Origin of the sequence: Salmonella sp. SAL00670 (genome assembly GCF_046552235.1) — a bacterium.
GTDB lineage: Bacteria > Pseudomonadota > Gammaproteobacteria > Enterobacterales > Enterobacteriaceae > Salmonella > Salmonella enterica.
This window is the reverse complement of sequence record NZ_JBGDUO010000005.1, coordinates 96,860-122,537: the sequence shown is the minus strand read 5'-3', so window position 1 is coordinate 122,537 and position 25,678 is coordinate 96,860. Positions and strand designations below refer to the sequence as shown.

24 protein-coding genes are annotated in these 25,678 nt (G+C 52.2%); 13 read left to right on the top strand and 11 right to left on the bottom strand.

What is annotated here, in order from left to right; all coding sequences use genetic code 11:
• Positions 1-143: 143 nt before the first annotated feature.
• The 4 genes from lldP to trmL all read left to right on the top strand — a co-directional run bounded on the left by lldP (position 144) and on the right by trmL (position 4,297).
• Positions 144-1,799, top strand: coding sequence for an L-lactate permease (gene lldP / locus ACLJRS_RS16920; protein ID WP_001055304.1), 1,656 nt, complete (start codon positions 144-146; stop codon positions 1,797-1,799).
• On the top strand, positions 1,796-2,572 hold the full coding sequence (gene lldR, locus ACLJRS_RS16915) for a transcriptional regulator LldR (RefSeq protein WP_000636696.1): 777 nt from the start codon (positions 1,796-1,798) through the stop codon (positions 2,570-2,572). The genes lldP and lldR overlap by 4 nt, the downstream gene beginning before the upstream one ends.
• Positions 2,569-3,759 carry an FMN-dependent L-lactate dehydrogenase LldD gene (gene lldD / locus ACLJRS_RS16910; RefSeq protein WP_000586980.1) on the top strand — a complete coding sequence of 397 codons (1,191 nt, stop codon included), beginning with the start codon at positions 2,569-2,571 and terminating at the stop codon, positions 3,757-3,759. The genes lldR and lldD overlap by 4 nt, the downstream gene beginning before the upstream one ends.
• A 64-nt stretch (positions 3,760-3,823) precedes the next feature.
• Entirely contained in the window at positions 3,824-4,297 is a 474-nt protein-coding gene (gene trmL, locus ACLJRS_RS16905) for a tRNA (uridine(34)/cytosine(34)/5-carboxymethylaminomethyluridine(34)-2'-O)-methyltransferase TrmL (protein WP_000932335.1), read from the top strand.
• A gap of 67 nt (positions 4,298-4,364) precedes the next feature.
• On the opposite strand, the gene ACLJRS_RS16900 is transcribed toward trmL, so the two are convergent.
• Complete coding sequence (locus ACLJRS_RS16900; RefSeq protein ID WP_001537635.1) at positions 4,365-5,369, bottom strand: LacI family DNA-binding transcriptional regulator; 1,005 nt, start codon at positions 5,367-5,369, stop codon at positions 4,365-4,367.
• 318 nt (positions 5,370-5,687) lie between these two features.
• Between ACLJRS_RS16900 and ACLJRS_RS16895 the strand changes: the two genes are divergently transcribed.
• Both ACLJRS_RS16895 and ACLJRS_RS16890 read left to right on the top strand, forming a co-directional pair.
• A complete protein-coding gene (locus ACLJRS_RS16895; protein WP_001218249.1) occupies positions 5,688-6,884 on the top strand; it encodes an L-talarate/galactarate dehydratase in 1,197 nt (398 codons plus the stop codon).
• A 73-nt stretch (positions 6,885-6,957) separates the two neighbouring features.
• Complete coding sequence (locus ACLJRS_RS16890) at positions 6,958-8,268, top strand: MFS transporter (protein ID WP_001092104.1); 1,311 nt, start codon at positions 6,958-6,960, stop codon at positions 8,266-8,268.
• 82 nt (positions 8,269-8,350) lie between these two features.
• Here the strand turns inward: ACLJRS_RS16890 and cysE are convergent, their stop codons facing one another.
• From cysE to ACLJRS_RS16865, 5 genes are all read right to left on the bottom strand, one after another.
• Entirely contained in the window at positions 8,351-9,172 is an 822-nt protein-coding gene (gene cysE, locus ACLJRS_RS16885) for a serine O-acetyltransferase (RefSeq protein WP_001112113.1), read from the bottom strand.
• A 77-nt stretch (positions 9,173-9,249) separates the two neighbouring features.
• Positions 9,250-10,269, bottom strand: a complete 1,020-nt coding sequence (gene gpsA, locus ACLJRS_RS16880) for an NAD(P)H-dependent glycerol-3-phosphate dehydrogenase (protein WP_001076596.1) — start codon at positions 10,267-10,269, stop codon at positions 9,250-9,252.
• Positions 10,269-10,736 (bottom strand): protein-export chaperone SecB, encoded by a 468-nt coding sequence (gene secB / locus ACLJRS_RS16875; protein ID WP_000003370.1) that lies wholly within the window; start codon positions 10,734-10,736, stop codon positions 10,269-10,271. The genes gpsA and secB overlap by 1 nt, the downstream gene beginning before the upstream one ends.
• 43 nt (positions 10,737-10,779) lie before the next feature.
• Positions 10,780-11,031 carry a glutaredoxin 3 gene (gene grxC, locus ACLJRS_RS16870; protein ID WP_001273795.1) on the bottom strand — a complete coding sequence of 84 codons (252 nt, stop codon included), beginning with the start codon at positions 11,029-11,031 and terminating at the stop codon, positions 10,780-10,782.
• 85 nt (positions 11,032-11,116) lie between these two features.
• On the bottom strand, positions 11,117-11,548 hold the full coding sequence (locus ACLJRS_RS16865; RefSeq protein ID WP_001156179.1) for a rhodanese-like domain-containing protein: 432 nt from the start codon (positions 11,546-11,548) through the stop codon (positions 11,117-11,119).
• A 247-nt stretch (positions 11,549-11,795) separates the two neighbouring features.
• Between ACLJRS_RS16865 and gpmM the strand changes: the two genes are divergently transcribed.
• Genes gpmM through ACLJRS_RS16850 form a run of 3 tightly spaced genes read left to right on the top strand, consistent with a single transcriptional unit; the run spans position 11,796 to position 15,599 of the window.
• Positions 11,796-13,340: a 2,3-bisphosphoglycerate-independent phosphoglycerate mutase gene (gene gpmM, locus ACLJRS_RS16860; protein ID WP_000116576.1), complete on the top strand. Its 1,545-nt coding sequence runs from the start codon at positions 11,796-11,798 to the stop codon at positions 13,338-13,340.
• Between the two features lie 33 nt (positions 13,341-13,373).
• Complete coding sequence (gene envC / locus ACLJRS_RS16855) at positions 13,374-14,633, top strand: murein hydrolase activator EnvC (RefSeq protein ID WP_228770042.1); 1,260 nt, start codon at positions 13,374-13,376, stop codon at positions 14,631-14,633.
• A 3-nt stretch (positions 14,634-14,636) separates the two neighbouring features.
• Positions 14,637-15,599: a divergent polysaccharide deacetylase family protein gene (locus ACLJRS_RS16850; RefSeq protein ID WP_001135522.1), complete on the top strand. Its 963-nt coding sequence runs from the start codon at positions 14,637-14,639 to the stop codon at positions 15,597-15,599.
• Here the strand turns inward: ACLJRS_RS16850 and ACLJRS_RS16845 are convergent.
• From ACLJRS_RS16845 to kbl, 3 genes are all read right to left on the bottom strand, one after another.
• Positions 15,586-16,620, bottom strand: a complete 1,035-nt coding sequence (locus ACLJRS_RS16845) for a glycosyltransferase (protein WP_000798203.1) — start codon at positions 16,618-16,620, stop codon at positions 15,586-15,588. The genes ACLJRS_RS16850 and ACLJRS_RS16845 overlap by 14 nt on opposite strands.
• A 293-nt stretch (positions 16,621-16,913) precedes the next feature.
• Positions 16,914-17,939: an L-threonine 3-dehydrogenase gene (tdh, locus tag ACLJRS_RS16840; protein WP_000645987.1), complete on the bottom strand. Its 1,026-nt coding sequence runs from the start codon at positions 17,937-17,939 to the stop codon at positions 16,914-16,916.
• Between the two features lie 9 nt (positions 17,940-17,948).
• Positions 17,949-19,145 carry a glycine C-acetyltransferase gene (gene kbl / locus ACLJRS_RS16835; RefSeq protein ID WP_410957865.1) on the bottom strand — a complete coding sequence of 399 codons (1,197 nt, stop codon included), beginning with the start codon at positions 19,143-19,145 and terminating at the stop codon, positions 17,949-17,951.
• Between the two features lie 202 nt (positions 19,146-19,347).
• Between kbl and rfaD the strand changes: the two genes are divergently transcribed.
• Genes rfaD through rfaL form a run of 4 tightly spaced genes read left to right on the top strand, consistent with a single transcriptional unit; the run spans position 19,348 to position 23,536 of the window.
• Positions 19,348-20,280, top strand: a complete 933-nt coding sequence (gene rfaD, locus ACLJRS_RS16830; RefSeq protein ID WP_000587773.1) for an ADP-glyceromanno-heptose 6-epimerase — start codon at positions 19,348-19,350, stop codon at positions 20,278-20,280.
• A gap of 2 nt (positions 20,281-20,282) precedes the next feature.
• The gene (rfaF, locus tag ACLJRS_RS16825) at positions 20,283-21,329 is read left to right on the top strand and encodes an ADP-heptose--LPS heptosyltransferase RfaF (protein WP_000699192.1); all 1,047 of its coding nucleotides are present in this window, start codon (positions 20,283-20,285) and stop codon (positions 21,327-21,329) included.
• The gene (rfaC, locus tag ACLJRS_RS16820; protein WP_001264621.1) at positions 21,329-22,282 is read left to right on the top strand and encodes a lipopolysaccharide heptosyltransferase RfaC; all 954 of its coding nucleotides are present in this window, start codon (positions 21,329-21,331) and stop codon (positions 22,280-22,282) included. Before rfaF ends, rfaC begins: the two co-directional genes overlap by 1 nt.
• A gap of 39 nt (positions 22,283-22,321) precedes the next feature.
• Positions 22,322-23,536, top strand: coding sequence for an O-antigen ligase RfaL (gene rfaL / locus ACLJRS_RS16815; protein WP_000958450.1), 1,215 nt, complete (start codon positions 22,322-22,324; stop codon positions 23,534-23,536).
• Positions 23,537-23,592: 56 nt separating this feature from the next.
• Here rfaL and ACLJRS_RS16810 read toward each other — a convergent pair whose 3' ends face one another.
• Both ACLJRS_RS16810 and waaZ read right to left on the bottom strand, forming a co-directional pair.
• The gene (locus ACLJRS_RS16810; RefSeq protein WP_000591831.1) at positions 23,593-24,738 is read right to left on the bottom strand and encodes a lipopolysaccharide N-acetylglucosaminyltransferase; all 1,146 of its coding nucleotides are present in this window, start codon (positions 24,736-24,738) and stop codon (positions 23,593-23,595) included.
• Positions 24,739-24,837: 99 nt separating this feature from the next.
• Positions 24,838-25,647 (bottom strand): 3-deoxy-D-manno-oct-2-ulosonate III transferase WaaZ, encoded by an 810-nt coding sequence (gene waaZ / locus ACLJRS_RS16805; protein WP_000536017.1) that lies wholly within the window; start codon positions 25,645-25,647, stop codon positions 24,838-24,840.
• Positions 25,648-25,678: the final 31 nt, after the last annotated feature.

Genomic DNA, 25,678 nt, shown 5'->3' with positions numbered 1-25,678 from the left:
CCAATAAATAACATCTGGTTAACTATTTGTTGTCATTATCCATACACAACAATATTGGCAGGACCACTTTTACACATAATGTGACCCCAACGAGATGAGCAAAGATTCATCCCATTATGCGTGTGGTTCTCAGGAGACCTGCAATGAACCTCTGGCAACAAAACTATGACCCGGCGGGTAATATCTGGCTTTCCAGCCTGATCGCATCACTCCCAATCCTGTTCTTTTTCTTCGCCCTGATTAAACTCAAGCTGAAAGGCTACGTTGCCGCTTCGTGGACGGTGGTTATCGCGCTCGCCGTTGCGCTGCTGTTCTATAAAATGCCGGTCGATCACGCGCTGGCATCGGTCGTGTATGGCTTCTTCTACGGGCTATGGCCGATAGCCTGGATAATCATCGCCGCGGTCTTTGTCTATAAAATTTCGGTCAAGACCGGGCAGTTTGACATTATTCGCTCGTCAATTCTGTCGATTACCCCCGACCAGCGTCTGCAAATGCTGATTGTCGGCTTCTGCTTCGGCGCGTTCCTTGAAGGCGCGGCAGGTTTCGGCGCGCCGGTGGCGATAACCGCCGCGCTGCTGGTGGGTCTGGGCTTTAATCCGCTGTATGCGGCAGGGCTGTGCCTGATTGTAAACACCGCGCCAGTCGCCTTTGGCGCGATGGGGATCCCGATTCTGGTTGCCGGACAGGTCACGGGCCTGGACAGCTTTGAAATCGGTCAGATGGTCGGTCGTCAGCTACCGTTCCTGACCATTATCGTCCTGTTCTGGATTATGGCGATTATGGACGGCTGGCGCGGCGTGAAAGAAACCTGGCCTGCGGTGATGGTCGCTGGCGGCTCGTTTGCTATCGCCCAGTATCTCAGCTCCAACTTTATCGGGCCGGAACTGCCGGACATCATCTCTTCACTGGTGTCTCTGGTGTGTCTGACGCTGTTCCTCAAACGCTGGCAGCCGGTACGCATCTTCCGCTTCGGCGATATGGGCGCGTCGCAGGTCGATCAGACGCTGGCCCGCACCCGCTATACGACAGGGCAAATTGTTCGCGCCTGGTCGCCGTTTCTGTTCCTGACCGCCACAGTCACGCTCTGGAGCATACCGCCGTTTAAAGCGTTGTTTGCCCCCGGCGGCGCGCTGTATGACTGGGTAATTAACGTTCCGGTACCGTATCTCGATAAACTGGTCGCCCGTATGCCGCCGGTCGTACACGAAGCGACCGCTTACGCGGCGGTGTATAAATTTGACTGGTTCTCCGCCACCGGCACGGCGATCCTGTTTGCCGCGCTGTTGTCTATCGTCTGGCTGAAAATGAAGCCCTCAGCCGCAATCCAGACCTTTGGCAGCACGCTGAAAGAGCTGGCGTTGCCGATTTACTCCATCGGCATGGTGCTGGCGTTCGCGTTTATCTCGAACTATTCCGGGCTTTCTTCCACGCTGGCGTTAGCGCTGGCGCACACCGGCAGCGCCTTCACGTTCTTCTCGCCGTTCCTCGGCTGGCTGGGCGTCTTCCTGACCGGCTCGGATACCTCATCTAACGCGCTGTTTGCCTCTCTACAGGCTACCGCGGCGCAGCAAATCGGCGTCTCTGATGTGCTGATGGTGGCGGCGAACACCACTGGAGGCGTAACCGGGAAGATGATCTCGCCGCAGTCTATCGCCATCGCCTGCGCGGCGGTGGGACTGGTAGGGAAAGAGTCCGATCTGTTCCGTTTTACCGTCAAACACAGCCTGATCTTCACCTGTATGGTGGGCGTGATCACTACGCTTCAGGCCTATGTTTTAACCTGGATGATTCCGTGATTGTGATGCCAAAACGCCTGTCAGACGAGATTGCCTCTCGCGTGCGGGCGCTGATTGAAGAACAAAACCTGGAAGCGGGCATGAAATTGCCCGCCGAGCGCCAGTTGGCTCTACAGCTTGGCGTATCACGCAACTCTTTACGCGAAGCGCTGGCGAAGCTGGTCAGTGAAGGCGTGCTGGTGAGTCGTCGCGGCGGCGGGACATTTGTCCGCTGGCAGCACGAAACCTGGTCTGAACAGAATATCGTGCAACCGCTGAAAATGCTGATGGCGAACGATCCGGACTACAGTTTCGACATTCTGGAGGCCCGCCACGCCATTGAAGCCAGTACGGCCTGGCACGCCGCCATGCGTGCCACCGCTGCCGACAAAGAGAAAATCAGACTCTGCTTTGATGCGACGCTCAGCGAAGACCCGGATCTCGCCTCCCAGGCCGACGTGCGCTTTCATCTGGCGATCGCGGAAGCCTCGCACAATGTGGTGCTGTTGCAAACCATGCGCGGTTTCTTCGACGTCCTGCAATCCTCCGTCAAACAGAGTCGCCAGCGTATGTATCTCGTTCCGCCCGTATTCTCAAAGCTGACGGAACAACACCAGGCGGTGATGGACGCCATTCTGGACGGTAACGCCGAGGGCGCGCGTAAAGCGATGATGGCGCACCTCAGTTTTGTCCACACCACGATTAAACGATTTGATGAAGACCAGGCCCGCCAGGCGCGTATTACCCGCCTGCCCGGCGACCATAATGAGATGACCAGGGAGAATAAATCATGATTATTTCAGCAGCCAGCGATTATCGCGCCGCAGCTCAGCGCACGTTGCCTCCTTTCCTCTTCCACTACATCGACGGCGGCGCGTATGCGGAATATACCCTGCGCCGAAATGTGGAAGACCTGTCGCAAGTCGCTCTGCGCCAGCGCGTGCTGAAAAATATGTCCGATTTAAGCCTGGAAACGATCCTGTTTAACGAAACGTTGTCGATGCCGGTGGCATTAGCGCCGGTAGGCCTGTGCGGCATGTACGCCCGTCGCGGCGAAGTACAGGCCGCCGCCGCCGCAGACGCAAAGGGCATTCCGTTCACCCTTTCCACCGTCTCCGTCTGTCCGATAGAAGAAGTTGCACCAACCATTAAGCGCCCGATGTGGTTCCAGCTTTATGTGCTGCGTGACCGGGGCTTTATGCGCAACGCGCTTGAACGTGCGAAAGCGGCGGGCTGCTCCACGCTGGTCTTTACCGTGGATATGCCAACGCCGGGCGCGCGCTACCGTGACGCCCACTCCGGGATGAGCGGCCCAAACGCCGCCATGCGCCGTTACTGGCAGGCGGTGATGCACCCTAAATGGGCGTGGGATGTCGGCCTGAACGGTCGCCCGCATGATTTAGGCAATATTTCCGCCTATCTGGGTAAACCGACCGGCCTTGAGGACTATATCGGCTGGCTGGCAAATAACTTCGATCCGTCCATCTCCTGGAAAGATCTGGAGTGGATACGCGAATTCTGGGACGGCCCAATGGTGATCAAAGGGATCCTCGATCCAGAAGATGCCCGCGATGCGGTACGTTTCGGCGCTGACGGTATCGTGGTGTCGAATCACGGCGGCCGCCAGCTCGATGGCGTGCTCTCTTCCGCCCGCGCCCTGCCCGCCATTGCCGATGCGGTGAAAGGCGATATCGCCATTCTGGCGGATAGCGGGATTCGTAACGGGCTGGATGTCGTGCGTATGATTGCGTTGGGGGCCGACACCGTACTGCTGGGTCGGGCCTATCTCTACGCGCTGGCGACGGCAGGAAAAGCGGGTGTAGCCAACCTGCTGGATCTGATCGAGAAAGAGATGAAAGTCGCCATGACCCTGACCGGCGCGAAATCCATTAGCGAAATCAGTGGCGATTCACTGGTGCAAGAACTGGGGAAAAGTTTGCCCGCCGCGCTGGCGCCAATGAGCAAAGACGATGCCGCCTGAACGCCTGGCGCGTGAGAGCCCGGTAAATTTCTGCTATTCTGCCCCCCGCATTTAAGGGGGCATCATGCTTAACATCGTACTCTTCGAACCAGAAATCCCGCCGAATACCGGCAACATCATTCGTCTTTGCGCCAATACCGGCTTTCGTCTGCACATCATCGAACCGATGGGGTTTACCTGGGATGATAAGCGCTTACGCCGCGCAGGGCTGGACTATCACGAATTCGCCGCGGTTCAGCGCCATCACGATTATGCCGCCTTTGTCGCCGCCGAAAATCCGCAGCGCCTGTTTGCGTTGACGACAAAGGGCACGCCCGCCCATAGCGCCGTAAGCTATCAGGATGGCGATTATTTGATGTTTGGCCCGGAAACGCGCGGCCTGCCCGCCAGCATTCTCGATGCGTTGCCTAAAGAGCAGAAGATTCGCATTCCGATGATGCCGGATAGCCGTAGCATGAACCTGTCGAATGCGGTGTCGGTGGTGGTGTATGAAGCGTGGCGCCAGTTAGGATATCCCGGCGCGGTATTGCGGTCGTAATATATTCAATGCCGGATGGCAGCTGACGCCTGATCCGGCCTGGCCGATCCCGATGGCATGTTCCCGTTTATGCGGACTCTCGCTCAATCAAATGAAAGCCAATATCCACAATAGCTTCTGCGCACGGTTTCTGTTCAATACGATCGGCCAACAGCGTAGCGGCGCGCTGACCAATGGCGCGTCTGTCAACGCTTACGGTAGTAATTGACGGTCGATTGCTGGCGGCAAAATCAAGGTCGCCAAAACCAATAACCGCTAAATCATGCGGGATGCGCAAACCACGGCTTTCCGCCTCCATCATCGCACCCTGTGCCAGGGTATCAGAACTGCAAACAATGACATCAAACGTCCCTTCGTCAAAAAGCTGGCTTAAACCGCTGCGCCCCAGCGAAAGCGATGCCGGAAGGGGGACATCTACCTGCGGTACGGCATGAATAGCGTGGCGTTGAAGAACACTACATAACCCCTGCTTACGTTGCGCGGCTCGGCGATCGGCGGTCCACAACAAGCCGGGACGACGATAGCCCTTACTCAGAAGATACTCCCCCGTCGCCTGCCCGACTTTTTCATGGGAAAAACCGACCAGCATATCAAGCGGCGTGGGCGTTAAGTCCCAAATTTCCACCACCGGAATAGCCGCGTTCAGGATGACCTTTTTCAGTTCTATCGTGTGATGGATCCCGGTAAGCACCACGCCATCGGGGCGGCGGGAAAGCAGTGTCGCCACCAATTCCGCTTCCGTTTGTTCGGTATATCCCGCCACGCACAGCAATATGTGATATCCGCGTCGGGCCAGTTCATCGCTCAGCGACTGGATGGTATCGACAAACATGTTGTTGTTAATTTGCGGCACGACGACAGCGATTAATTTACTCCGTCGCGACGCCAGACCACCGGCTAACGCGTTGGGTATGTAGCCTGTGACGCGAACCGCCTGCATGACTTTCTCAACCGTTTTGGGGCGAACCAGTTGTGGCGAATTCAATGCCCGGCTGACTGTCATCGGAGACAGCCCGGCGCTACGTGCTACATCTTCCAGCGTCGGCGCACGAGGTGATTTGGTTCTCTTCACGTCTGATGCCCCTGCAAAGATTGGCTGATTTATCCGCGCATTATTCATCATGCCTGCGGCTATTGCCAGCTTCGCATCAGGAAAGGCCGTAAATACAGTAGCTTATCAAGCTCAGTCATTACAAAATGATAGCGCCATCATTTTGTATTATGCATTTCCCCAGATATTTTTGGATCGTGATCCATTTTGCAATAAATCCTGCTTTTTATACGACATATGTGATCAAATGTTCAAATCAACATCAACTTTCTGGATCCTGCGTTCGCTTAATAATAAAAATGTTAGCGCAATCATTTTGTGTTTATCAGGAGAAAAAAAATGGCTTTAAGCGCGAATTCCGACGCCGTAACGTATGCAAAAGCGGCGAATACCAGAACCGCGGCAGAAACCGGCGATCGTATCGAATGGGTGAAGCTATCACTGGCTTTTCTACCGCTGGCGACGCCAGTGAGTGACGCGAAGGTACTGACCGGTCGCCAGAAACCTTTGACCGAAGTGGCAATCATCATTGCCGAAATCCGCAGTCGCGATGGCTTTGAGGGCGTTGGTTTTAGCTACTCCAAACGTGCTGGCGGCCAGGGTATTTATGCTCACGCCAAAGAGATAGCCGACAATCTACTGGGCGAAGACCCCAATGATATCGACAAAATATACACCAAGCTGCTGTGGGCCGGAGCCTCGGTGGGGCGTAGCGGGATGGCGGTACAGGCTATCTCCCCTATCGATATCGCCTTATGGGATATGAAGGCTAAACGTGCCGGTCTGCCACTGGCAAAACTGTTGGGCGCGCACCGCGACTCCGTTCAGTGTTACAACACCTCAGGGGGGTTCTTGCATACACCGCTCGATCAAGTGCTGAAAAATGTGGTGATTTCCCGCGAAAATGGCATTGGCGGTATTAAGTTGAAAGTCGGACAACCCAACTGCGCTGAGGATATTCGCCGCTTAACCGCAGTACGTGAAGCGCTTGGGGATGAGTTCCCGTTAATGGTTGACGCTAACCAGCAGTGGGATCGCGAAACGGCTATCCGCATGGGGCGTAAAATGGAACAGTTCAATCTTATCTGGATTGAAGAACCACTAGATGCTTACGACATCGAAGGCCACGCCCAGCTTGCTGCCGCGCTGGATACGCCTATCGCCACCGGGGAAATGCTGACCAGTTTCCGGGAACACGAGCAGTTGATTCTGGGCAATGCCAGCGATTTCGTTCAGCCAGATGCGCCGCGTGTCGGCGGTATCTCTCCGTTCCTGAAGATTATGGATCTGGCGGCGAAACACGGGCGTAAGCTGGCGCCGCACTTTGCGATGGAAGTACACCTGCACCTTTCCGCAGCGTATCCCCTGGAGCCGTGGCTGGAACATTTCGAGTGGCTGAACCCATTATTCAACGAGCAACTTGAGCTGCGCGATGGCCGCATGTGGATTTCCGATCGTCATGGTCTGGGTTTTACGCTCAGTGAACAAGCGCGCCGCTGGACACAATTAACATGTGAATTTGGCAAACGCCCTTAACCCGACTGGCGGGAATCCGTCCCGCCTCTCTTACCTTACAGGATGCATTCTGCCCTTATCTGAGGAGTAGATAATGAACACAATAATAAAGCGCACAAAAGTGCGTCATACCATTCTTATATTTTTATTTCTTGCTACCGTATTTAATTATGCGGATCGCGCAACTCTATCCGTAGTTGCCCCAATAATGAGTAAAGAATTAGGTTTTGATCCGGAAGCGATGGGCCTGGCCTTCTCCTCATTTGGTATCGCCTATGTCATTATGCAACTACCCGGTGGTTGGCTATTAGACCGCTACGGTTCACGACTGGTTTACGGTTGCGCATTGATTGGCTGGTCGTTAGTAACCATGTTTCAGGGAACGATCTATCTGTATGGCAGCCCATTAATTGTACTGGTTATTCTACGTCTGCTGATGGGCGCGATTGAAGCGCCTGCCTTTCCGGCGAACAGTCGTTTAAGCGTACAATGGTTTCCCAATAATGAACGAGGTTTCGTTACTTCAGTTTATCAGGCTGCGCAATATATCTCGCTGGGCATTATCACCCCGCTAATGACGATCATTCTGCATAATTTAAGCTGGCATTTTGTCTTCTATTATATTGGCGCTATTGGCGTGATGCTCGGTATATTCTGGTTAATGAAAGTCAAAGATCCGATGCACCATCCAAAAGTTAATCAAGCGGAAATTGACTATATTCGTAGCGGTGGTGGCGAGCCCTCTCTGGGCTGTAAAAAGGAGCCGCAGAAAATAACGTTCGCGCAGATTAAAACCGTCTGTGTTAACCGGATGATGATCGGTGTTTACATCGGGCAATTCTGCGTCACCTCTATCACCTGGTTCTTCCTGACCTGGTTCCCGACCTACCTGTACCAGGCGAAAGGCATGTCGATTCTGAAAGTCGGTTTTGTGGCCAGTATTCCAGCCATTGCCGGTTTTATTGGCGGCCTGCTCGGCGGCGTGTTCTCCGACTGGCTACTCAAACGCGGCTATAGCCTTACCGTCGCGCGGAAACTGCCTGTTATCTGCGGTATGTTGCTCTCTTGCGTAATTGTGATCGCCAACTACACCTCTTCAGAATTTGTGGTCATTGCGGCGATGAGTCTGGCCTTTTTTGCCAAAGGGTTTGGTAACCTGGGCTGGTGCGTACTCAGCGACACCTCGCCGAAGGAAGTTCTGGGTATTGCCGGCGGCGTATTTAACATGTGCGGCAATATGGCAAGCATCGTTACGCCGCTGGTCATCGGCGTGATTCTTGCCAATACTCAGTCGTTCGACTTTGCCATTTTATACGTTGGCTCGATGGGACTTATTGGTCTCATTTCATATCTGTTTATCGTCGGCCCGCTGGATCGCATCACGCTGACATCATCCGCAGCCTGATTGTCCACATTGCGAATTCTTCGCTCCGCTGTTCCGGGATTGCACTCCATCGGAACAGCGTTTTTTAGTTGTACCGCGCAATTCAGATGCCGTCGCCATACTCAAACGTATGGTGTATCCCGTTGAAATGCTGGTCCATATCCATCGACGGCTTATCGCTGCCCGGCTTGCCGACAATACGCGCCGGAACGCCTGCGGCGGTAGTGTGCGGCGGGACAGGCTGTAAAACGACGGAACCTGCGCCAATTTTCGCGCCGCGCCCCACCTCGATATTGCCGAGAATTTTCGCGCCCGCGCCAATCATCACGCCTTCGCGGATTTTAGGATGGCGATCGCCGCTCGTTTTCCCGGTACCGCCCAGGGTGACGGATTGCAGGATCGACACATCATCTTCAATAACCGCCGTCTCCCCCACCACAATACCGGTGGCATGGTCGAGCATAATCCCGCGGCCAATTTTCGCTGCCGGGTGAATATCCACCTGAAACGAGACCGAAACCTGATTTTGCAGGAAGATAGCCAGCGCGCGGCGACCTTTATTCCACAACCAGTGACCAATGCGGTAGGCCTGTAGCGCATGAAAGCCTTTCAGATATAACAGCGGCGTGGAGTATTTATCCACCGCCGGATCGCGAGTGCGCACGGCCTGAATATCGCAGGCTGCCGACGCGATCATTTCCGGGTCGGCGGCATAGGCTTCTTCAACTACTTCACGGATAGCGATAGCGGGCATGATGGGCGAAGCCAGTTTATTTGCCAGCATATAGCTCAGCGCACTGCCCAGATTTTCATGCTTGAGTAGCGTGGCGTGATAAAAACTGGCCAACATAGGCTCACAGTCAGCTAAAGCGCGGGCTTCAGCTTTAATATTCTTCCAGACGATTTCCAGTTCTTCACACGGCATGGCTTACTCCAGACGGGCAGAAAACGACCAACCCGTTCTGTGCGGGTTGGGTCGTTTATGCAAACAGTTCCTTACGGCTAGTGGCGACTCAGCTCTTCCTTGCGGGCGCGACCTAATAACGTTAATGCTGCCTCGCGCGCGTTTTTTCCGCAATACAATACTTGATAAATTTCCTCGGTTATTGGCATTTCAACACCAAAACGGTGCGCCAATTCACGAACTTCTTTCGTATTGCGATAGCCTTCGACCACCTGGCCAATCTTATCCTGCGCGCCTTTAACGTCCATGCCCTGGCCAAGCATCATGCCAAAACGACGGTTGCGCGACTGGTTGTCGGTACAGGTCAGCACCAGATCGCCTAAACCCGCCATCCCCATAAAGGTGGCGGGATCGGCGCCAAGCGCTGCGCCAAGCCGCGACATTTCGGTCAGTCCACGCGTGATTAGCGCCGTGCGGGCGTTCGCGCCGAAGCCGATGCCGTCAGACATCCCCGCGCCAATCGCAATCACGTTTTTCACCGCGCCGCCAAGCTGCACGCCGATAAAATCCGCATTGATATAGACGCGAAAACTTTTTCCGCAGTGCAACAGTTGCTGGAGATCGTCGGCAAAGGTCTCATCGGTTGAGGCCAGCGAGATTGCCGTCGGCAAACCCGCCGCCAGCTCTTTAGCGAACGTCGGACCGGAAATCACCGCCAGCGGGATTTGATCGCCTAACGCCTCGCGAGCGACATCCTGCAACAGGCGCCCCGTTTCCGCTTCCAGGCCTTTGGTCGCCCATACCAGACGCGCATCCGGACGCATCAGCGGTTTAATCTGCCGCAGCACGTCGCTGAAAACATGGCTTGGCACCACCACCAGAATGTTACGACTGGCCGCCAGCGCGGTTGCTAAGTCGCTTTCCAGGTGTAACGTATCGGGAAAAGGCACATCGGGAAGGAACGCGACGTTGCAGCGATCGTGCTCCAGGGTCGCGATATGTTTTGGGTCGTGGCCCCACAGGACAACCTGGTGGCCGTTTCTCGCCAGAGTGATGGCAAGAGCGGTGCCGTACGAGCCGGCACCGATGACTGTCATTGACGCATTACTTTGGTTCATCAGGCATCCTGATGTTCTTCAGTACCTTCGCCAGCCTGCTGCTGCAAATAGTTCATGAACAGCGCATCAAAATTGACCGGCGCAAGGTTCAGTTGCGGGAACGTACCGCGTGAAACCAGACTGGTGATGCACTCGCGAGCATACGGGAACAGAATGTTCGGGCAGTATGCGCCCAGGCAATGCGCCATCTGAGTGCCTTCAATACCGCTGATGGAGAAAATACCGGCCTGCTGAACTTCGCACAGGAACGCGGTTTCTTCCCCCAGGGAAGCCGTTACGGTAACACGCAGCACAACTTCATAAACGTCATCCGCCAGTTGGGAAGATGCCGTATCAAGATCCAGTTTAACCTCTGGCTGCCAATCTTTCTGGAAAACATGCGGTGCGTTTGGCGCTTCGAAAGAAACATCCTTGGTATAGATACGTTGGATCTGGAAAGCCATTTCAGTGTTATTTTGTTCTGACATGTGTAAAACCCTTTAGTGTTGTCCTTAAATACTTGAGTACGCCTTAACGCAACAGCGGATCCAGTCCACCACGCGCATCCAGCGCATACAAGTCGTCACAACCGCCAATGTGCTGTGCATCAATAAAAATTTGCGGAACCGTCGTTCGGCCACTACGTTTGATCATCTCTTCACGCTTCACGGCGTCGCCGTCAATCGCAATTTCCTGGAAACTCACGCCCTTGCTGTTTAACAGCGCCTTTGCACGATGGCAAAACGGGCAGGTTGCTTTGGTGTAGATTTCAATATTGGCCATGACTTCGCTCCTGTTTTTTACCCGATGGATTTCATGTCGACGCAAGGGCAAGTCATTCCCCTTGCGTCATGAAAACGACGGGTAATCACTTACCGCGCACCAGAGGCAGATTCTCGCCGCTCCAGCCTGCTACGCCTTCTTTCAACACAAAGACCTTTTCAAAGCCGGCTTTTGTCAGCGCGTTAGCGGATTCCTGGCACTGCATACCAGAACCGTCGACCACGATAATCGGCTTGTCTTTGTGCTTTTCCAGTTCGCCAACATTGTTGGCTTTGATTTCGCTCGGCAGCAAATTGGTCGCGCCAGCGATATGGCCTTTACGGAAATCGTCACGTTGACGTAAATCCACAACAACGGCGTCCTCTTTGTTGATAAGGCGCGTGGCTTCGCCGCGTGTAATCACCTTAACTTTTGAAGTCAGACCTTTGAACGTGGTAAATAAAACCGCCACCAGTAACGCAATCCAGGCGATACTCAGTATGGGATGACGGCCAACAAATTGCATAATTTCTTGCATGGGGGGTAACAACTCCCGACGTAGTGATTAAAAAACCAGGAAAGGAGTATACCTGTGCAGTGGCGCAAATACAGCCAGAGCGTGCACTGGAATGCATTTTTGCGGGGCGCTACGAAAAAAAATCACGCTATTACTTGCCTTCTCACGCCAGCGCGATCCCTTTCTTTGATCTTCTGAGGCTATTTTATCGATTCAGCTGTAGTAAAATTACGCAATTATTTTGTCTATTGAGTATGAGGTTGTCGCAATGTCGGTTTCTAAAAAACCTATGGTACTGGTGATTCTGGATGGCTACGGCTACCGTGAAGAACAGCAGGATAACGCTATCTTAAACGCCAAAACCCCGGTGATGGATGCTCTGTGGGCAAAACGTCCGCATACCCTGATCGACGCATCCGGTCTGGAAGTGGGTCTGCCTGACCGCCAGATGGGCAACTCCGAAGTGGGCCACGTGAACCTGGGCGCAGGCCGCATCGTTTATCAGGACCTGACGCGTCTGGACGTTGAAATTAAAGAGCGTACTTTCTTTGCTAACCCAGTCCTGACCAATGCGGTAGACCAGGCGAAAAACGCCGGTAAAGCGGTTCATATTATGGGTCTGCTGTCCGCGGGCGGCGTCCACAGCCACGAAGATCACATTATGGCGATGGTGGAGCTGGCCGCAGAGCGAGGCGCAGAAAAAATCTATCTGCACGCCTTCCTCGACGGTCGCGACACGCCGCCGCGCAGCGCTGAAGCCTCGCTGAAAAAATTCGAAGACAAATTCGCCGCGCTGGGCAAAGGCCGCGTGGCATCTATCGTCGGTCGTTACTACGCTATGGACCGCGACAACCGTTGGGATCGCGTGGAAAAAGCGTATGATCTGATGACCCTGGCGCAGGGCGAATTCCAGGCAGATACCGCTGTGGCTGGCCTGCAGGCCGCTTACGCTCGTGATGAAAACGATGAGTTTGTCAAAGCGACCGTTATCCGCGCCGAGGGCCAGGCTGATGCGGCGATGGAAGACGGCGACACGCTGATTTTCATGAACTTCCGCGCTGACCGCGCGCGCGAAATTACCCGCGCTTTCGTTAACGCTGATTTCGACGGCTTTGCGCGTAAGAAAGTGGTTAATCTGAACTTCGTGATGCTGACCGAATACGCCGCCGACATCAAAACTGCCGTTGCCTACCCACCAGCGTCGCTGGCGAATACCTTTGGCGAATGGATGGCGAAAAACGACAAAACTCAGTTGCGTATTTCCGAAACGGAAAAATATGCGCACGTAACCTTTTTCTTTAACGGCGGCGTAGAAGAACCGTTTGCTGGTGAAGAGCGTATTCTGATCAACTCACCGAAAGTGGCCACTTATGACCTGCAACCGGAAATGAGCTCTGCAGAATTGACTGAAAAATTGGTCGCGGCGATCGAAAGCGGTAAGTACGACACCATCATTTGTAACTATCCAAACGGCGATATGGTCGGTCATACCGGCGTGATGGAAGCCGCCATCAAAGCGGTGGAAGCGTTGGATAACTGCATTGAACAGGTAACAAAAGCGGTTGAGTCCGTTGGTGGACAACTGTTGATTACCGCGGACCACGGCAACGCGGAGCAGATGCGCGATCCGGCGACCGGTCAGGCGCATACCGCCCACACCAACCTGCCGGTGCCGCTGATTTATGTCGGCGAGAAAAACGTGAAGGCGGTTGAAGGCGGCAAACTTTCAGACATTGCGCCTACCATGCTGTCGCTGATGGGGATGGAAATCCCGCAAGAGATGACTGGTAAGCCGCTGTTCATCGTGGAATAATCCCTCCCCATGAGGGGAAAGGCGATTAACACCATTCAACAGGCCGTGAAACTAAAAACGTTTTCAGTCAGGCCTTTGTTCTACGCCAGCGTACTTAGCGCTGGCGTATTGTTGTGCGCCTTTTCCGCCCACGCGGATGACCGTGATCAACTCAAATCTATTCAGGCCGATATCGCCGCGAAAGAACGCGACGTACGCCAGCAGCAGCAACAGCGCGCCAGCCTCCTGGCACAACTGAAAGCCCAGGAAGAGGCCATCTCGGCCGCAGCGCGTAAGCTGCGCGAAACGCAAAGCACCCTGGATCAGTTAAACGCGCAAATTGATGAGATGAACGCCTCAATTGCCAAACTGGAGCAGCAAAAAGCCAGCCAGGAGCGTAATCTCGCCGCACAGTTGGACGCCGCTTTCCGCCAGGGCGAACACACCGGCATTCAGCTTATTCTTAGCGGAGAAGAAAGCCAGCGTGGGCAACGCCTGCAGGCCTACTTCGGCTATCTGAACCAGGCGCGCCAGGAGACTATCGCCGAACTGAAGCAGACTCGCGAACAGGTCGCCACGCAAAAAGCCGAGCTGGAAGAGAAGCAAAGCCAACAACAAACGTTGCTGTATGAACAGCGCGCCCAGCAGGCGAAGCTGGAGCAGGCGCGTAATGAACGTAAGAAAACGCTTGCCGGACTGGAGTCGTCTATTCAGCAAGGCCAGCAACAGTTAAGCGAACTACGCGCCAACGAATCACGCCTACGCAACAGTATCGCGCGGGCGGAAGCGGCGGCCAAAGCGCGAGCGGAGCGTGAAGCCCGCGAAGCGCAGGCGGTACGCGATAAGCAGCAGGAAGCCTCGCGTAAAGGCAGCACCTATAAGCCGACGGAAAGCGAGCGTTCGCTAATGTCCCGCACCGGCGGTCTGGGCGCGCCTCGCGGTCAGGCATACTGGCCGGTACGCGGCCCGATATTGCATCGCTATGGCGAACGGCTGCAGGGTGAGCTACGTTGGAAGGGGATGGTGATCGGCGCGTCGGAAGGCACCGAGGTCAAAGCCATCGCCGACGGCAGGGTGATTCTGGCGGACTGGCTGCAAGGCTATGGCCTGGTGGTGGTCGTGGAGCATGGTAAAGGTGATATGAGCCTTTACGGCTATAACCAGAGCGCGCTGGTCAGCGTAGGCGCGCAGGTGCGCGCCGGACAACCTATCGCCCTTGTGGGCAGTAGCGGCGGTCAGGGCAGACCTTCGCTTTATTTCGAAATTCGTCGCCAGGGTCAGGCCGTCAATCCACAGCCGTGGTTGGGAAGATAAGTTTTGCCTCAGTTTCGTCGCTCCATTCTCACGCTGGCCACTTTGCTGGCGTTTGCACATCCCGTTTTCGCTGGCAAGCTCGCCATCGTGATTGATGATTTTGGCTATCGCCCGCATACGGAAAACCAGGTTCTGGCGCTGCCGCCAAACATCTCCGTCGCCGTACTGCCCAACGCGCCGCACGCGCGCGAAATGGCAACTAAAGCGCACAATAGCGGGCATGAGGTGTTAATCCACCTGCCGATGGCGCCGCTAAGCAAACAGCCGCTGGAGAAGGATACGCTGCGACCAGATATGAGCAGCGATGAGATCGAGCGCATTATCCGCGAGGCGGTAAACAACGTGCCGTATGCCGTCGGGCTTAATAACCACATGGGCAGCGCAATGACTTCCAGCCTGTTCGGTATGCAAAAAGTTATGCAGGTGCTGGAACATTACAATCTCTATTTTCTCGACAGCATGACGATTGGCAATAGCCAGGCGATGCGCGCGGCATCCGGTACGGGTGTGAAAGTGATCAAGCGCAAAGTGTTCCTCGACGATACGCAAAACGAGGCGGATATCCGCCGTCAGTTTAATCGCGCTATCGAACTGGCCCGTCGCAACGGTTCCGCTATCGCGATTGGACATCCGCATCCCGCAACGGTTCGCGTGCTGCAACAGATGGTTTATCGCCTGCCGGCGGATATCACCCTGGTACGTCCAGGCAGCCTGCTCAACGAACCGCAGGTAGATACGTCCCGACCTGGTGTAACGCCGCAGAAAATTGACGCACCGCGCAATCCCTTCCGCGGCGTGAAGATGTGCAAGCCGAAAAAACCGCTGCAACCGGTCTACGCTACGCGCTTTTTCAGCGTCATCGGCGAGAGCATTACGCAAAGTTCCGTGGTTGTCTGGTTTCAGCATCAGTGGCAAGGCTGGGGGAAAATCGCCGCGCCTAAAAACGTGAGCGCTAAGACAGATTGAGCGCCTTACGGGCCATACGACGGTGCGACAAGGTTTTGTCGCGCCATTGCCACAGCCGGAAAGACCAGAGCAGCGTCTGATAAGCCGCTTTCGCGCTGCGGACGTTAGCCATCATCCGTCTATACATGCCAGAAGTAAAAATTTCGGCAATCATACGCTGGCGGGTCAAAATATCAGGCTCTTTACGTACCGCATGACAAACGCGTAACGCTTCCCAGGTAATTTGCTGGCGAAACTCCGGGTAAATCGGAATACGCCGGGCATAATCACGATTGAGCTTTTCTAATAACCGCGTAATTTTAATATAATGCCGCTGATAATTAATATTTTTATTGCCTTGTCTTTGCAAACGGCTTACCGAATTATCATGCAGGAAATATTTATATAATGATTCTTCGGTATAACGTACGCGCGTGGCATTAAACATAACTTCCGTCGACCATAATATGTCCTGATGATGTAGTCCGGGAACGAAAGTAATATTGTTATCGATAATCAGCGCACGTCGATAAACGCCCATCCAGACAACATGCGTCCAGCGCCGCGAGGCCAGCGCCATACGCAACCAATCCGGTCCGCTTAATACCCCGGTGGAACTCAGACGATCGGTCGGAATAGATTGCCAGGCGTGCCCGGTTTTTCGGACGCACCAGTCCGCGTTGCACTGCGCAACGTCCAGATCATCGTTAAGCGCCATGGTCATCAGCGTTTCATACATCTTCGGGTAGACCAGGTCATCTGCATCGACAAAGGCGACATAATCGCCGGTCGCTGCTTGCAGGCCAAGATTACGGGCGACAGATGCGCCAGCATTGGCCTGATGAAGCAGTCGAACATGCGGGTAATGTTCCGCGTAATGTTTTGCTATCTCAACGGAATGATCCGTCGATCCATCATTCACAATAATAATTTCCAGCGCCGACCACGTTTGCGCGATTAACGACGCCATGCAAGCATTAAAATCCGCTCCCGCATTATATAACGGGACAATGATACTCACTTTGGTTTTACTATTTTTCATAACGATTACCAGAAAAACCTTAATTTACCCTGCCTTTATACTGTGGCTCTATTAAGAAACTATTAAGCCGCCATAATTAATTTTTATAGTAAAAAGCAAGCACAAAACTCAGAGTAGAGCGTGACGTTAGCGAGTAAAATAAGAGTAAAGCGCAATTACGAATGCTTGATGTCTATGACAATTCTTTACGGCTTTCCAGATTTTCCCTAACAAAAAAGGTTGGCGAATGACACCAACCTTTTACGATGACACGTATATCAGACCCGATAAATATCATCGGGTCTCTATACATATTAATCCCAGCTCAGAATAACTTTTCCTGACTGGCCTGAACGCATGGCGTCAAAACCTTTCTGGAAATCATCAATAGAGAAACGATGGGTGATAATCGGTGACAGATCCAGACCGGACTGGATCAGCGCCGCCATTTTGTACCACGTTTCGAACATCTCACGACCATAAATACCTTTAATGAACAAGCCCTTAAAGATAACTTTTGTCCAGTCGATAGACATATCTGATGGCGGAATCCCCAGCATCGCAATACGACCGCCGTGATTCATGGTGTCCAGCATGGTACGAAACGCCGGCGGCGCGCCGGACATCTCCAGACCCACATCGAACCCTTCGGTCATTCCCAACTCCGCCATGACGTCGTTCAGGCTATCTTTCGCGACGTTGACCGCGCGGGTGACGCCCATTTTACGCGCCAGTTCCAGACGGTATTCATTGACGTCAGTAATCACCACATGACGCGCGCCGACATGTTTCGCCACCGCGGCGGCCATTACGCCGATTGGCCCCGCCCCCGATACCAGTACATCTTCGCCGACCAGATCGAAAGACAGCGCCGTATGCACCGCATTACCAAACGGGTCGAAAATAGAGGCTAAATCATCAGAAATGTTATCCGGGATTTTAAACGCATTGAACGCCGGGATGACCAGGTATTCCGCGAAGCAGCCGGGACGATTGACACCCACGCCGGTGGTGTTGCGACACAGGTGAGTACGACCGCCACGGCAGTTGCGGCAATGACCGCAGGTGATATGACCTTCGCCGGAGACGCGATCGCCGATTTTAAAGCCTTTCACTTCCTGACCGATGCCGACCACTTCGCCGACATATTCATGCCCCACGACCATCGGAACCGGGATGGTTTTTTGCGACCAGTCATCCCAGTTATAGATGTGAACGTCAGTGCCGCAGATGGCTGTTTTACGGATTTTAATCAGCAAATCGTTATGGCCGACTTCCGGTTCCGGAACGTCGGTCATCCAGATGCCCTCTTCCGCTTTCAGTTTGGATAACGCTTTCATCTTACATCCTCAGGCAATCACGCCCAGTTGTTTACCAATACGCGTGAACGCGTCTACCGCACGCGTAATTTGCTCAGGCGTATGCGCCGCAGACATCTGGGTACGAATACGCGCCTGACCTTTTGGTACGACCGGATAGAAGAAACCGGTAACGTAAATGCCCTCTTTTTGCAGTTCGCGGGCAAATTTCTGCGCGACAACCGCATCTCCCAGCATTACCGGGATGATGGCGTGATCCGCGCCTGCCAGCGTAAATCCCGCGGCAGACATCTGCTCACGGAACTGCCGGGCGTTCGCCCACAAGCGCTCGCGCAGTTCTGCGCCCGCTTCCACCATCTCTAACACTTTAATAGAAGCCGCCACGATCGCCGGCGCCAGGGAGTTGGAGAACAGATATGGGCGGGAACGCTGACGCAACCACTCAACGACCTCTTTACGCGCCGCGGTATAGCCGCCGGATGCGCCGCCTAACGCTTTGCCCAGCGTACCGGTAATAATATCTACGCGGCCCATTACGTCGCAGTATTCATGGGAACCGCGACCGTTTTCGCCGACAAAGCCTACCGCGTGAGAATCATCAACCATCACCAGCGCATCGTATTTATCGGCCAGATCACAGACGCCTTTCAGATTGGCGATGACGCCATCCATTGAGAACACCCCGTCGGTGGCGATCAGGACATGACGCGCGCCGGCCTCACGCGCCTCTTTCAGCCGTGCTTCCAGCTCAGCCATATCGTTGTTGGCATAGCGATAGCGCTTCGCTTTACACAAACGCACGCCGTCAATGATAGACGCGTGGTTCAGCGCGTCGGAAATAATAGCGTCTTCCGCGCCCAGCAACGTCTCAAACAAGCCGCCGTTAGCGTCGAAACAGGAGGAATACAGAATCGCATCTTCCATGCCGAGGAAGCTTGCCAGCTTTTGCTCCAGCGCTTTGTGGCTGTCCTGGGTGCCGCAGATAAAACGCACGGACGCCATACCGAAACCGTGGCTGTCCATGCCCGCTTTTGCGGCATTAATCAGCTCAGGGTGATTCGCCAGCCCGAGATAGTTATTGGCGCAAAAGTTAATAACGTGGCTTCCATCCGCCACGGTGATATCCGGCTGCTGCGCAGACGTAATAATGCGCTCTTCTTTAAACAATCCTTCCGCCCGAGCGGTTTCCAGATCGTTGGTTAACTGTTTGTAAAAATCCCCACGCATTGCGATTCTCCAGACTGGGCAAATTTCAGCACATATTACCCAAAGCGATACGTTGATACGAGATGACGCGTCATCACTTCTTTAAAATGCAGCATAAATCACGCGTATCCTCACGGGTTATCAGTGAATGGATGAATAGTGTTATGATAAGAGCATTCATGTCTGAGACAGTCTCTGACACCATAATTCAAAGGTTACAGTTATGATCATCGTTACCGGCGGCGCGGGCTTTATCGGCAGCAATATCGTTAAGGCCCTGAATGATAAAGGTATCACCGATATTCTGGTGGTGGATAACCTGAAAGACGGCACCAAGTTTGTAAACCTGGTGGATCTGAACATTGCTGACTATATGGATAAGGAAGATTTCCTGATCCAGATTATGTCCGGAGAAGAGCTCGGCGATATCGAAGCTATTTTCCATGAAGGCGCCTGCTCTTCCACCACCGAGTGGGACGGCAAGTATATGATGGATAATAACTATCAATACTCCAAAGAGCTGCTGCACTATTGTCTTGAGCGCGAAATCCCGTTCCTCTATGCCTCTTCTGCCGCCACCTATGGCGGTCGCACGTCTGATTTCATCGAATCGCGCGAATACGAAAAACCGCTTAACGTTTACGGCTATTCTAAGTTCCTGTTTGATGAATATGTGCGCCAGATCCTGCCAGAAGCGAACTCGCAGATTGTCGGTTTCCGCTATTTCAACGTCTATGGACCACGTGAAGGCCATAAAGGCAGCATGGCAAGCGTGGCATTTCATCTGAATACACAGTTAAACAACGGCGAAAGCCCGAAACTGTTTGAAGGCAGCGAAAACTTCAAGCGCGACTTCGTTTACGTGGGCGATGTGGCCGCCGTTAACCTGTGGTTCCTGGAAAGCGGTAAGTCCGGCATCTTTAACCTGGGCACAGGCCGCGCGGAATCTTTCCAGGCCGTCGCCGACGCGACGCTGGCATACCATAAAAAAGGCAGCATTGAATACATTCCGTTCCCGGATAAGCTGAAAGGCCGCTATCAGGCGTTTACGCAGGCGGATTTAACCAATCTGCGCAACGCGGGCTACGACAAACCCTTTAAGACCGTCGCCGAAGGCGTCACGGAGTATATGGACTGGCTGAACCGCGACGCGTAAGTATGAAAATTTTGGTCATTGGCCCGTCCTGGGTGGGCGACATGATGATGTCGCAAAGTCTCTATCGCACGCTTAAAGCGCGCTATCCCCAGGCGATAATCGACGTGATGGCGCCAGCCTGGTGTCGTCCGTTGTTATCGCGTATGCCGGAAGTTAACGAGGCGATACCCATGCCGCTGGGCCACGGCGCGCTGGAAATCGGCGAGCGCCGCAGATTGGGCCATAGCCTGCGAGAGAAGCGCTACGATCGCGCCTGGGTGTTGCCAAATTCGTTTAAATCGGCGCTGATTCCTTTCTTTGCCAATATCCCGCACCGTACCGGCTGGCGCGGCGAAATGCGCTATGGCCTGCTGAACGATGCGCGCGTCCTTGATAAAGACGCCTGGCCGCTGATGGTGGAGCGCTACGTGGCGCTGGCCTATGACAAGGGCGTGATGCGCACGGCGAAAGATCTGCCGCAGCCGCTGCTCTGGCCGCAGCTCCAGGTTAGCGAGGGTGAAAAGTCGCTGATATGCAGCGACTTTTCACTATCTTCTGAACGTCCTCTGATCGGCTTTTGCCCCGGCGCGGAATTTGGCCCGGCAAAACGTTGGCCGCACTATCACTACGCCGAACTGGCAAAGCAGCTCATTAACGAAGGGTATCAGGTCGTACTGTTTGGCTCGGCAAAAGACCATGAAGCCGGAAATGAGATCCTGGCGGCGCTGAATAGCGAGCAGCAGGCATGGTGTCGCAACCTGGCGGGGGAAACCCAGCTGGAACAGGCCGTCATTCTGATAGCCGCCTGTAAAGCCATCGTCACCAACGATTCCGGACTGATGCACGTCGCGGCGGCGCTCGACCGCCCGCTGGTCGCCTTGTATGGCCCAAGTAGCCCGGATTTCACGCCGCCGCTGTCTCATAAGGCCCGGGTGATTCGTCTCATTACGGGTTATCACAAAGTGCGTAAAGGTGATACGGCGCAAGGCTATCACCAGAGCCTGATCGATATCACGCCGCAGCGGGTTCTGGAAGAGCTTCATTCGCTGTTGTCGGAAGAGGGCGTTTAATGCGGGTTTTGATCGTTAAAACATCATCGATGGGCGACGTATTACATACCCTGCCTGCGCTTACCGACGCGCAACAGGCGATTCCGGGGATTCAATTTGATTGGGTTGTCGAAGAAGGGTTTGCGCAAATTCCGTCCTGGCACAGTGCTGTCGATCGCGTGATTCCCGTCGCTATTCGCCGTTGGCGCAAAGCCTGGTTTTCCGCGCCCATCAAAGCGGAACGCACAGCCTTTCGTCGGGCGGTATGCGCAAACCAATACGACGCTGTGATTGATGCGCAGGGGCTGGTAAAAAGCGCGGCGCTGGTGACGCGTCTGGCGCATGGGATAAAGCACGGTATGGACTGGAGTACCGCCCGCGAACCGCTGGCCAGCCTGTTCTATAACCGTAAACACCATATCGCAAAGCAACAACATGCGGTTGAACGGACGCGCGAGCTGTTCGCCAAAAGCCTGGGATACGATAAACCGCAGTCGCAGGGCGATTATGCCATCGCAAAACATTTTCTGCATTGCCAGCAGGCGGTTAGCGATCCGTATGCGGTGTTTTTACATGCCACGACCCGCGATGATAAACACTGGCCGGAAGCAAACTGGCGCGAGCTTATCGGCCTGGTGGGCAACACCGGATTACGGATAAAACTTCCCTGGGGCGCGCCTCATGAGGAGGCCCGGGCTAAACGACTGGCCGAAGGCTTTGACTATGTGGATGTGTTACCGCGCATGAGCCTGGAGGAGGTCGCCAGAGTGCTGGCTGGCGCAAAATTTGTCGTATCGGTTGATACCGGCCTGAGCCATCTCACCGCCGCGCTCGACAGACCGAATATTACGCTATATGGCCCAACGGACCCTGGGTTAATTGGAGGTTATGGGAAGAACCAAATGGCATGCTGCTCACCAGAAAAAAACCTGGCGAATTTAGATGCCACAAGCGTATTCGGAAAGATTCATTAAAGAGACACTGTCTCATCCCAAACCTATTGTGGAGAAAAGATGCTAACCACATCATTAACGTTAAATAAAGAGAAATGGAAACCGATCTGGAATAAAGCGCTGGTTTTTCTTTTTGTTGCCACGTATTTTCTGGATGGTATTACGCGTTATAAACATTTGATAATCATACTTATGGTTATCACCGCGATTTATCAGGTCTCACGCTCACCGAAAAGTTTCCCCCCTCTTTTCAAAAATAGCATATTTTATAGCGTAGCAGTATTATCATTAATCCTTGTTTATTCCATACTCATATCGCCAGATATGAAAGAAAGTTTCAAGGAATTTGAAAATACGGTACTGGAGGGTTTCTTATTATATACTTTATTAATTCCCGTACTATTAAAAGATGAAACAAAAGAAACGGTTGCGAAAGTAGTACTTTTCTCCTTTTTAACAAGTTTAGGACTTCGCTGCCTTGCAGAGAGTATTCTATATATCGAGGACTATAATAAAGGGATTATGCCATTCATGAGCTATGCGCATCGACATATGTCCGATTCCATGGTTTTCTTATTTCCAGCATTATTGAATATTTGGCTGTTTAGAAAAAATGCACTTAAGTTGGTTTTTTTGGTGCTTAGCGCTATCTATCTTTTCTTTATCCTGGGAACCCTATCGCGAGGGGCATGGTTGGCGGTGCTCATAGTAGGTGCGCTGTGGGCAATACTGAATCGCCAATGGAAGTTAATAGGAGTCGGTGCCATTTTATTAGCCATCATCGGCGCTTTGGTTATCACTCAACATAATAACCAATCAGATTCAGAACATTTACTTTATAAATTACAGCAGACAGATAGCTCATCTCGTTATACTAACGGAACCCAGGGCACCGCGTGGATACTGATTCAGGAAAACCCGATCAAGGGCTACGGCTATGGTAATGATGTGTATGATGGTGTTTATAATAAACGCGTTGTCGATTATCCAACGTGGACCTTTAAAGAATCTATCGGTCCGCATAATACCATTCTGTACATCTGGTTTAGTGCAGGCATATTAGGTCTGGCGAGCTTGGCCTATTTATATGGCGCTATCATCAGGGAAACAGCCAGCTCTACCTTCAGGAAAGTAGAGATAAGTCCCTACAATGCTCATCTCTTGCTATTTTTATCTTTCGTCGGTTTTTATATCGTTCGTGGCAATTTTGAACAGGTCGATATTGCTCAAACTGGTATCATTACTGGTTTTCTGCTGGCGCTAAGAAATAGATAAAAAAACGCGCTGATACTTATTACGGTATCAGCGCGTTTTTCATCATCAGAACTCAATCACTTATCAAACCAGCTTTTCATTTGTTCCTCGAAACGCTGCGCTACATTTTCCCAACTGTATTTTGAAAACACCAGGGATTTTGCTTTTTCGGCAATCTGGTGGCGTTCCTTATCAGCAAGCGCACGTTTAATATCATTAATTATACTGTCGCTCGACATAGGCTCTGCGAGGTGATAGCCCGTTATGCCATCTAACACAAATTCGCTAATCCCCCCTTTTTTGCTGGCAAGAACCGCTTTTCCTGCTGCCATCGCTTCTACAGCTACCATGCAAAATGCTTCTTCAACCTGAGATGGCACAATAACCAGATCGGCTATATGATAGAAGTTATGCATCTGGTCGGGAGATTGCCCCCCTGCCATAATACAATCCGTTCCAATCTCTTTTACGGCGTCCAGTACTTTCTTTTGATACTCTGCTTTTTCACCCTTGCGGCTTGCATAAGGGTCGCCAACAACGACAAGTTTAATATTACTTCTTAAGGTACGTAATTGTTTGAACGCCTGCAAAAGCAACAGGATGCCTTTATCAGGCGAAATTCTCCCGGCATATAAGAGAACGGTGGCATCTTCCGCAATATTTAATTGCTGACGAAGATTATCTTGTGGGTTTCTTTTATAAGTCTCAGCACAAAAACCATTAGGCACAATACTAACAGCAGCGGCAGGCAATCTTTCTTCATAAAACGCTTTAAGAAACTGACTGGGCACGATAATTTTTGCATCGTTATCAGGAAGTTCTGGTTCAAATGCGTTATGCATGTGCATAACCAGTTTTGCATTCGGATTGCGCTCTCTGATCTGCCGATACAGTTTCATACTATTATGAATAACAATGACGCTATCTTCCTGGGTAGTCACTTTATCTCTAATATTAAGGACGCGCTGGGAATAGGGTAGTGGGTCGAGACGAGTCCATTTCTGAAAAAGACGCTTATAAACTTTACTAAACCCAATGTAATGAATATCACAATTATCGTTTATTTTATTATATTCAGGATAGCCAGCATTCTTTATACAAGCAATAGCACTCGGTATTGATAGTCGTTTTGCAACCTGGTAAATCCAGGTTTCTACCGCAGCCGCACCACGAGGAGGAATTGAAAATATAGGAGTAACAGTAAATATGATTTTTTTAATCATAATAGCTATAATCCAGAATAGTTAACTTTATAGAAAAAGAAATGTTATAGAAAAAGAAATGCGTGCCGAAGCAACGCAAAATAATGATTTATCTAGTGTCTAGACAATTTTATCGTAATATATTTCATCCTCAAGTTCCGAGGCTGTAATATATGGAATAATATCGTAATGAATTGCAGTATCATCTGATAAATTAAAGATATTTAAATCACTCACATTTTTTCTCATAAAAGTAAAAAATGGCAGTATTTTAAACAGGTCTTTACTAAGCTCAGATGGCATAGGGCTGGTAGATTCGTCATAGAAACGTGGGCAACTCCCTGTTAAGTCAAGCCCAGAACATATAATACGGCCATACTTGAGGGAATAGGCAACCTGAATAGCGGTATAAGCAATAGTATGGCAAGAGCAATACCCGATGCTGATATCCTTGCAAAATCCAGCCAGTCGCCCTCTTTTCGAAAGGGGAACTGAAATAAGTAATGCTTTATGAACCCGCTTGAGGATATTAAATTTAATTTTCTTTAAAAAGCCCCCTTTTTCTCGGCGATAAAAGGAGCGAATAATTAAACAGTTTTCTTCAATATATTTTTGATCATCCACTGAAGCCTGTTCGTACACATCAAGATTGACGATAGTAAACTGACTGTTACGGCTAAAGTTATAAAAATCTTCGCGCCGACGATGGAGGAAGCGAACATCCGTCAGAAGGTACAAAAATGGCTTGACGTTATTGTTTAGCAAATATTGAACAGAACCATTGACTGCAATGACATCTTTCATTCGTAACAAGGACAGCGGCGTCTTTCTGGACGTAGGACCAGAAAGAAAAATAATACAATCTTCAGCCGTTCTTTTCGCAATAAGTTGCAGAACATCGGCGTGAGTTATGAAGTTAACGCTGCCCATAAAAAACTCGTATGTTTATCATGCAACCTAT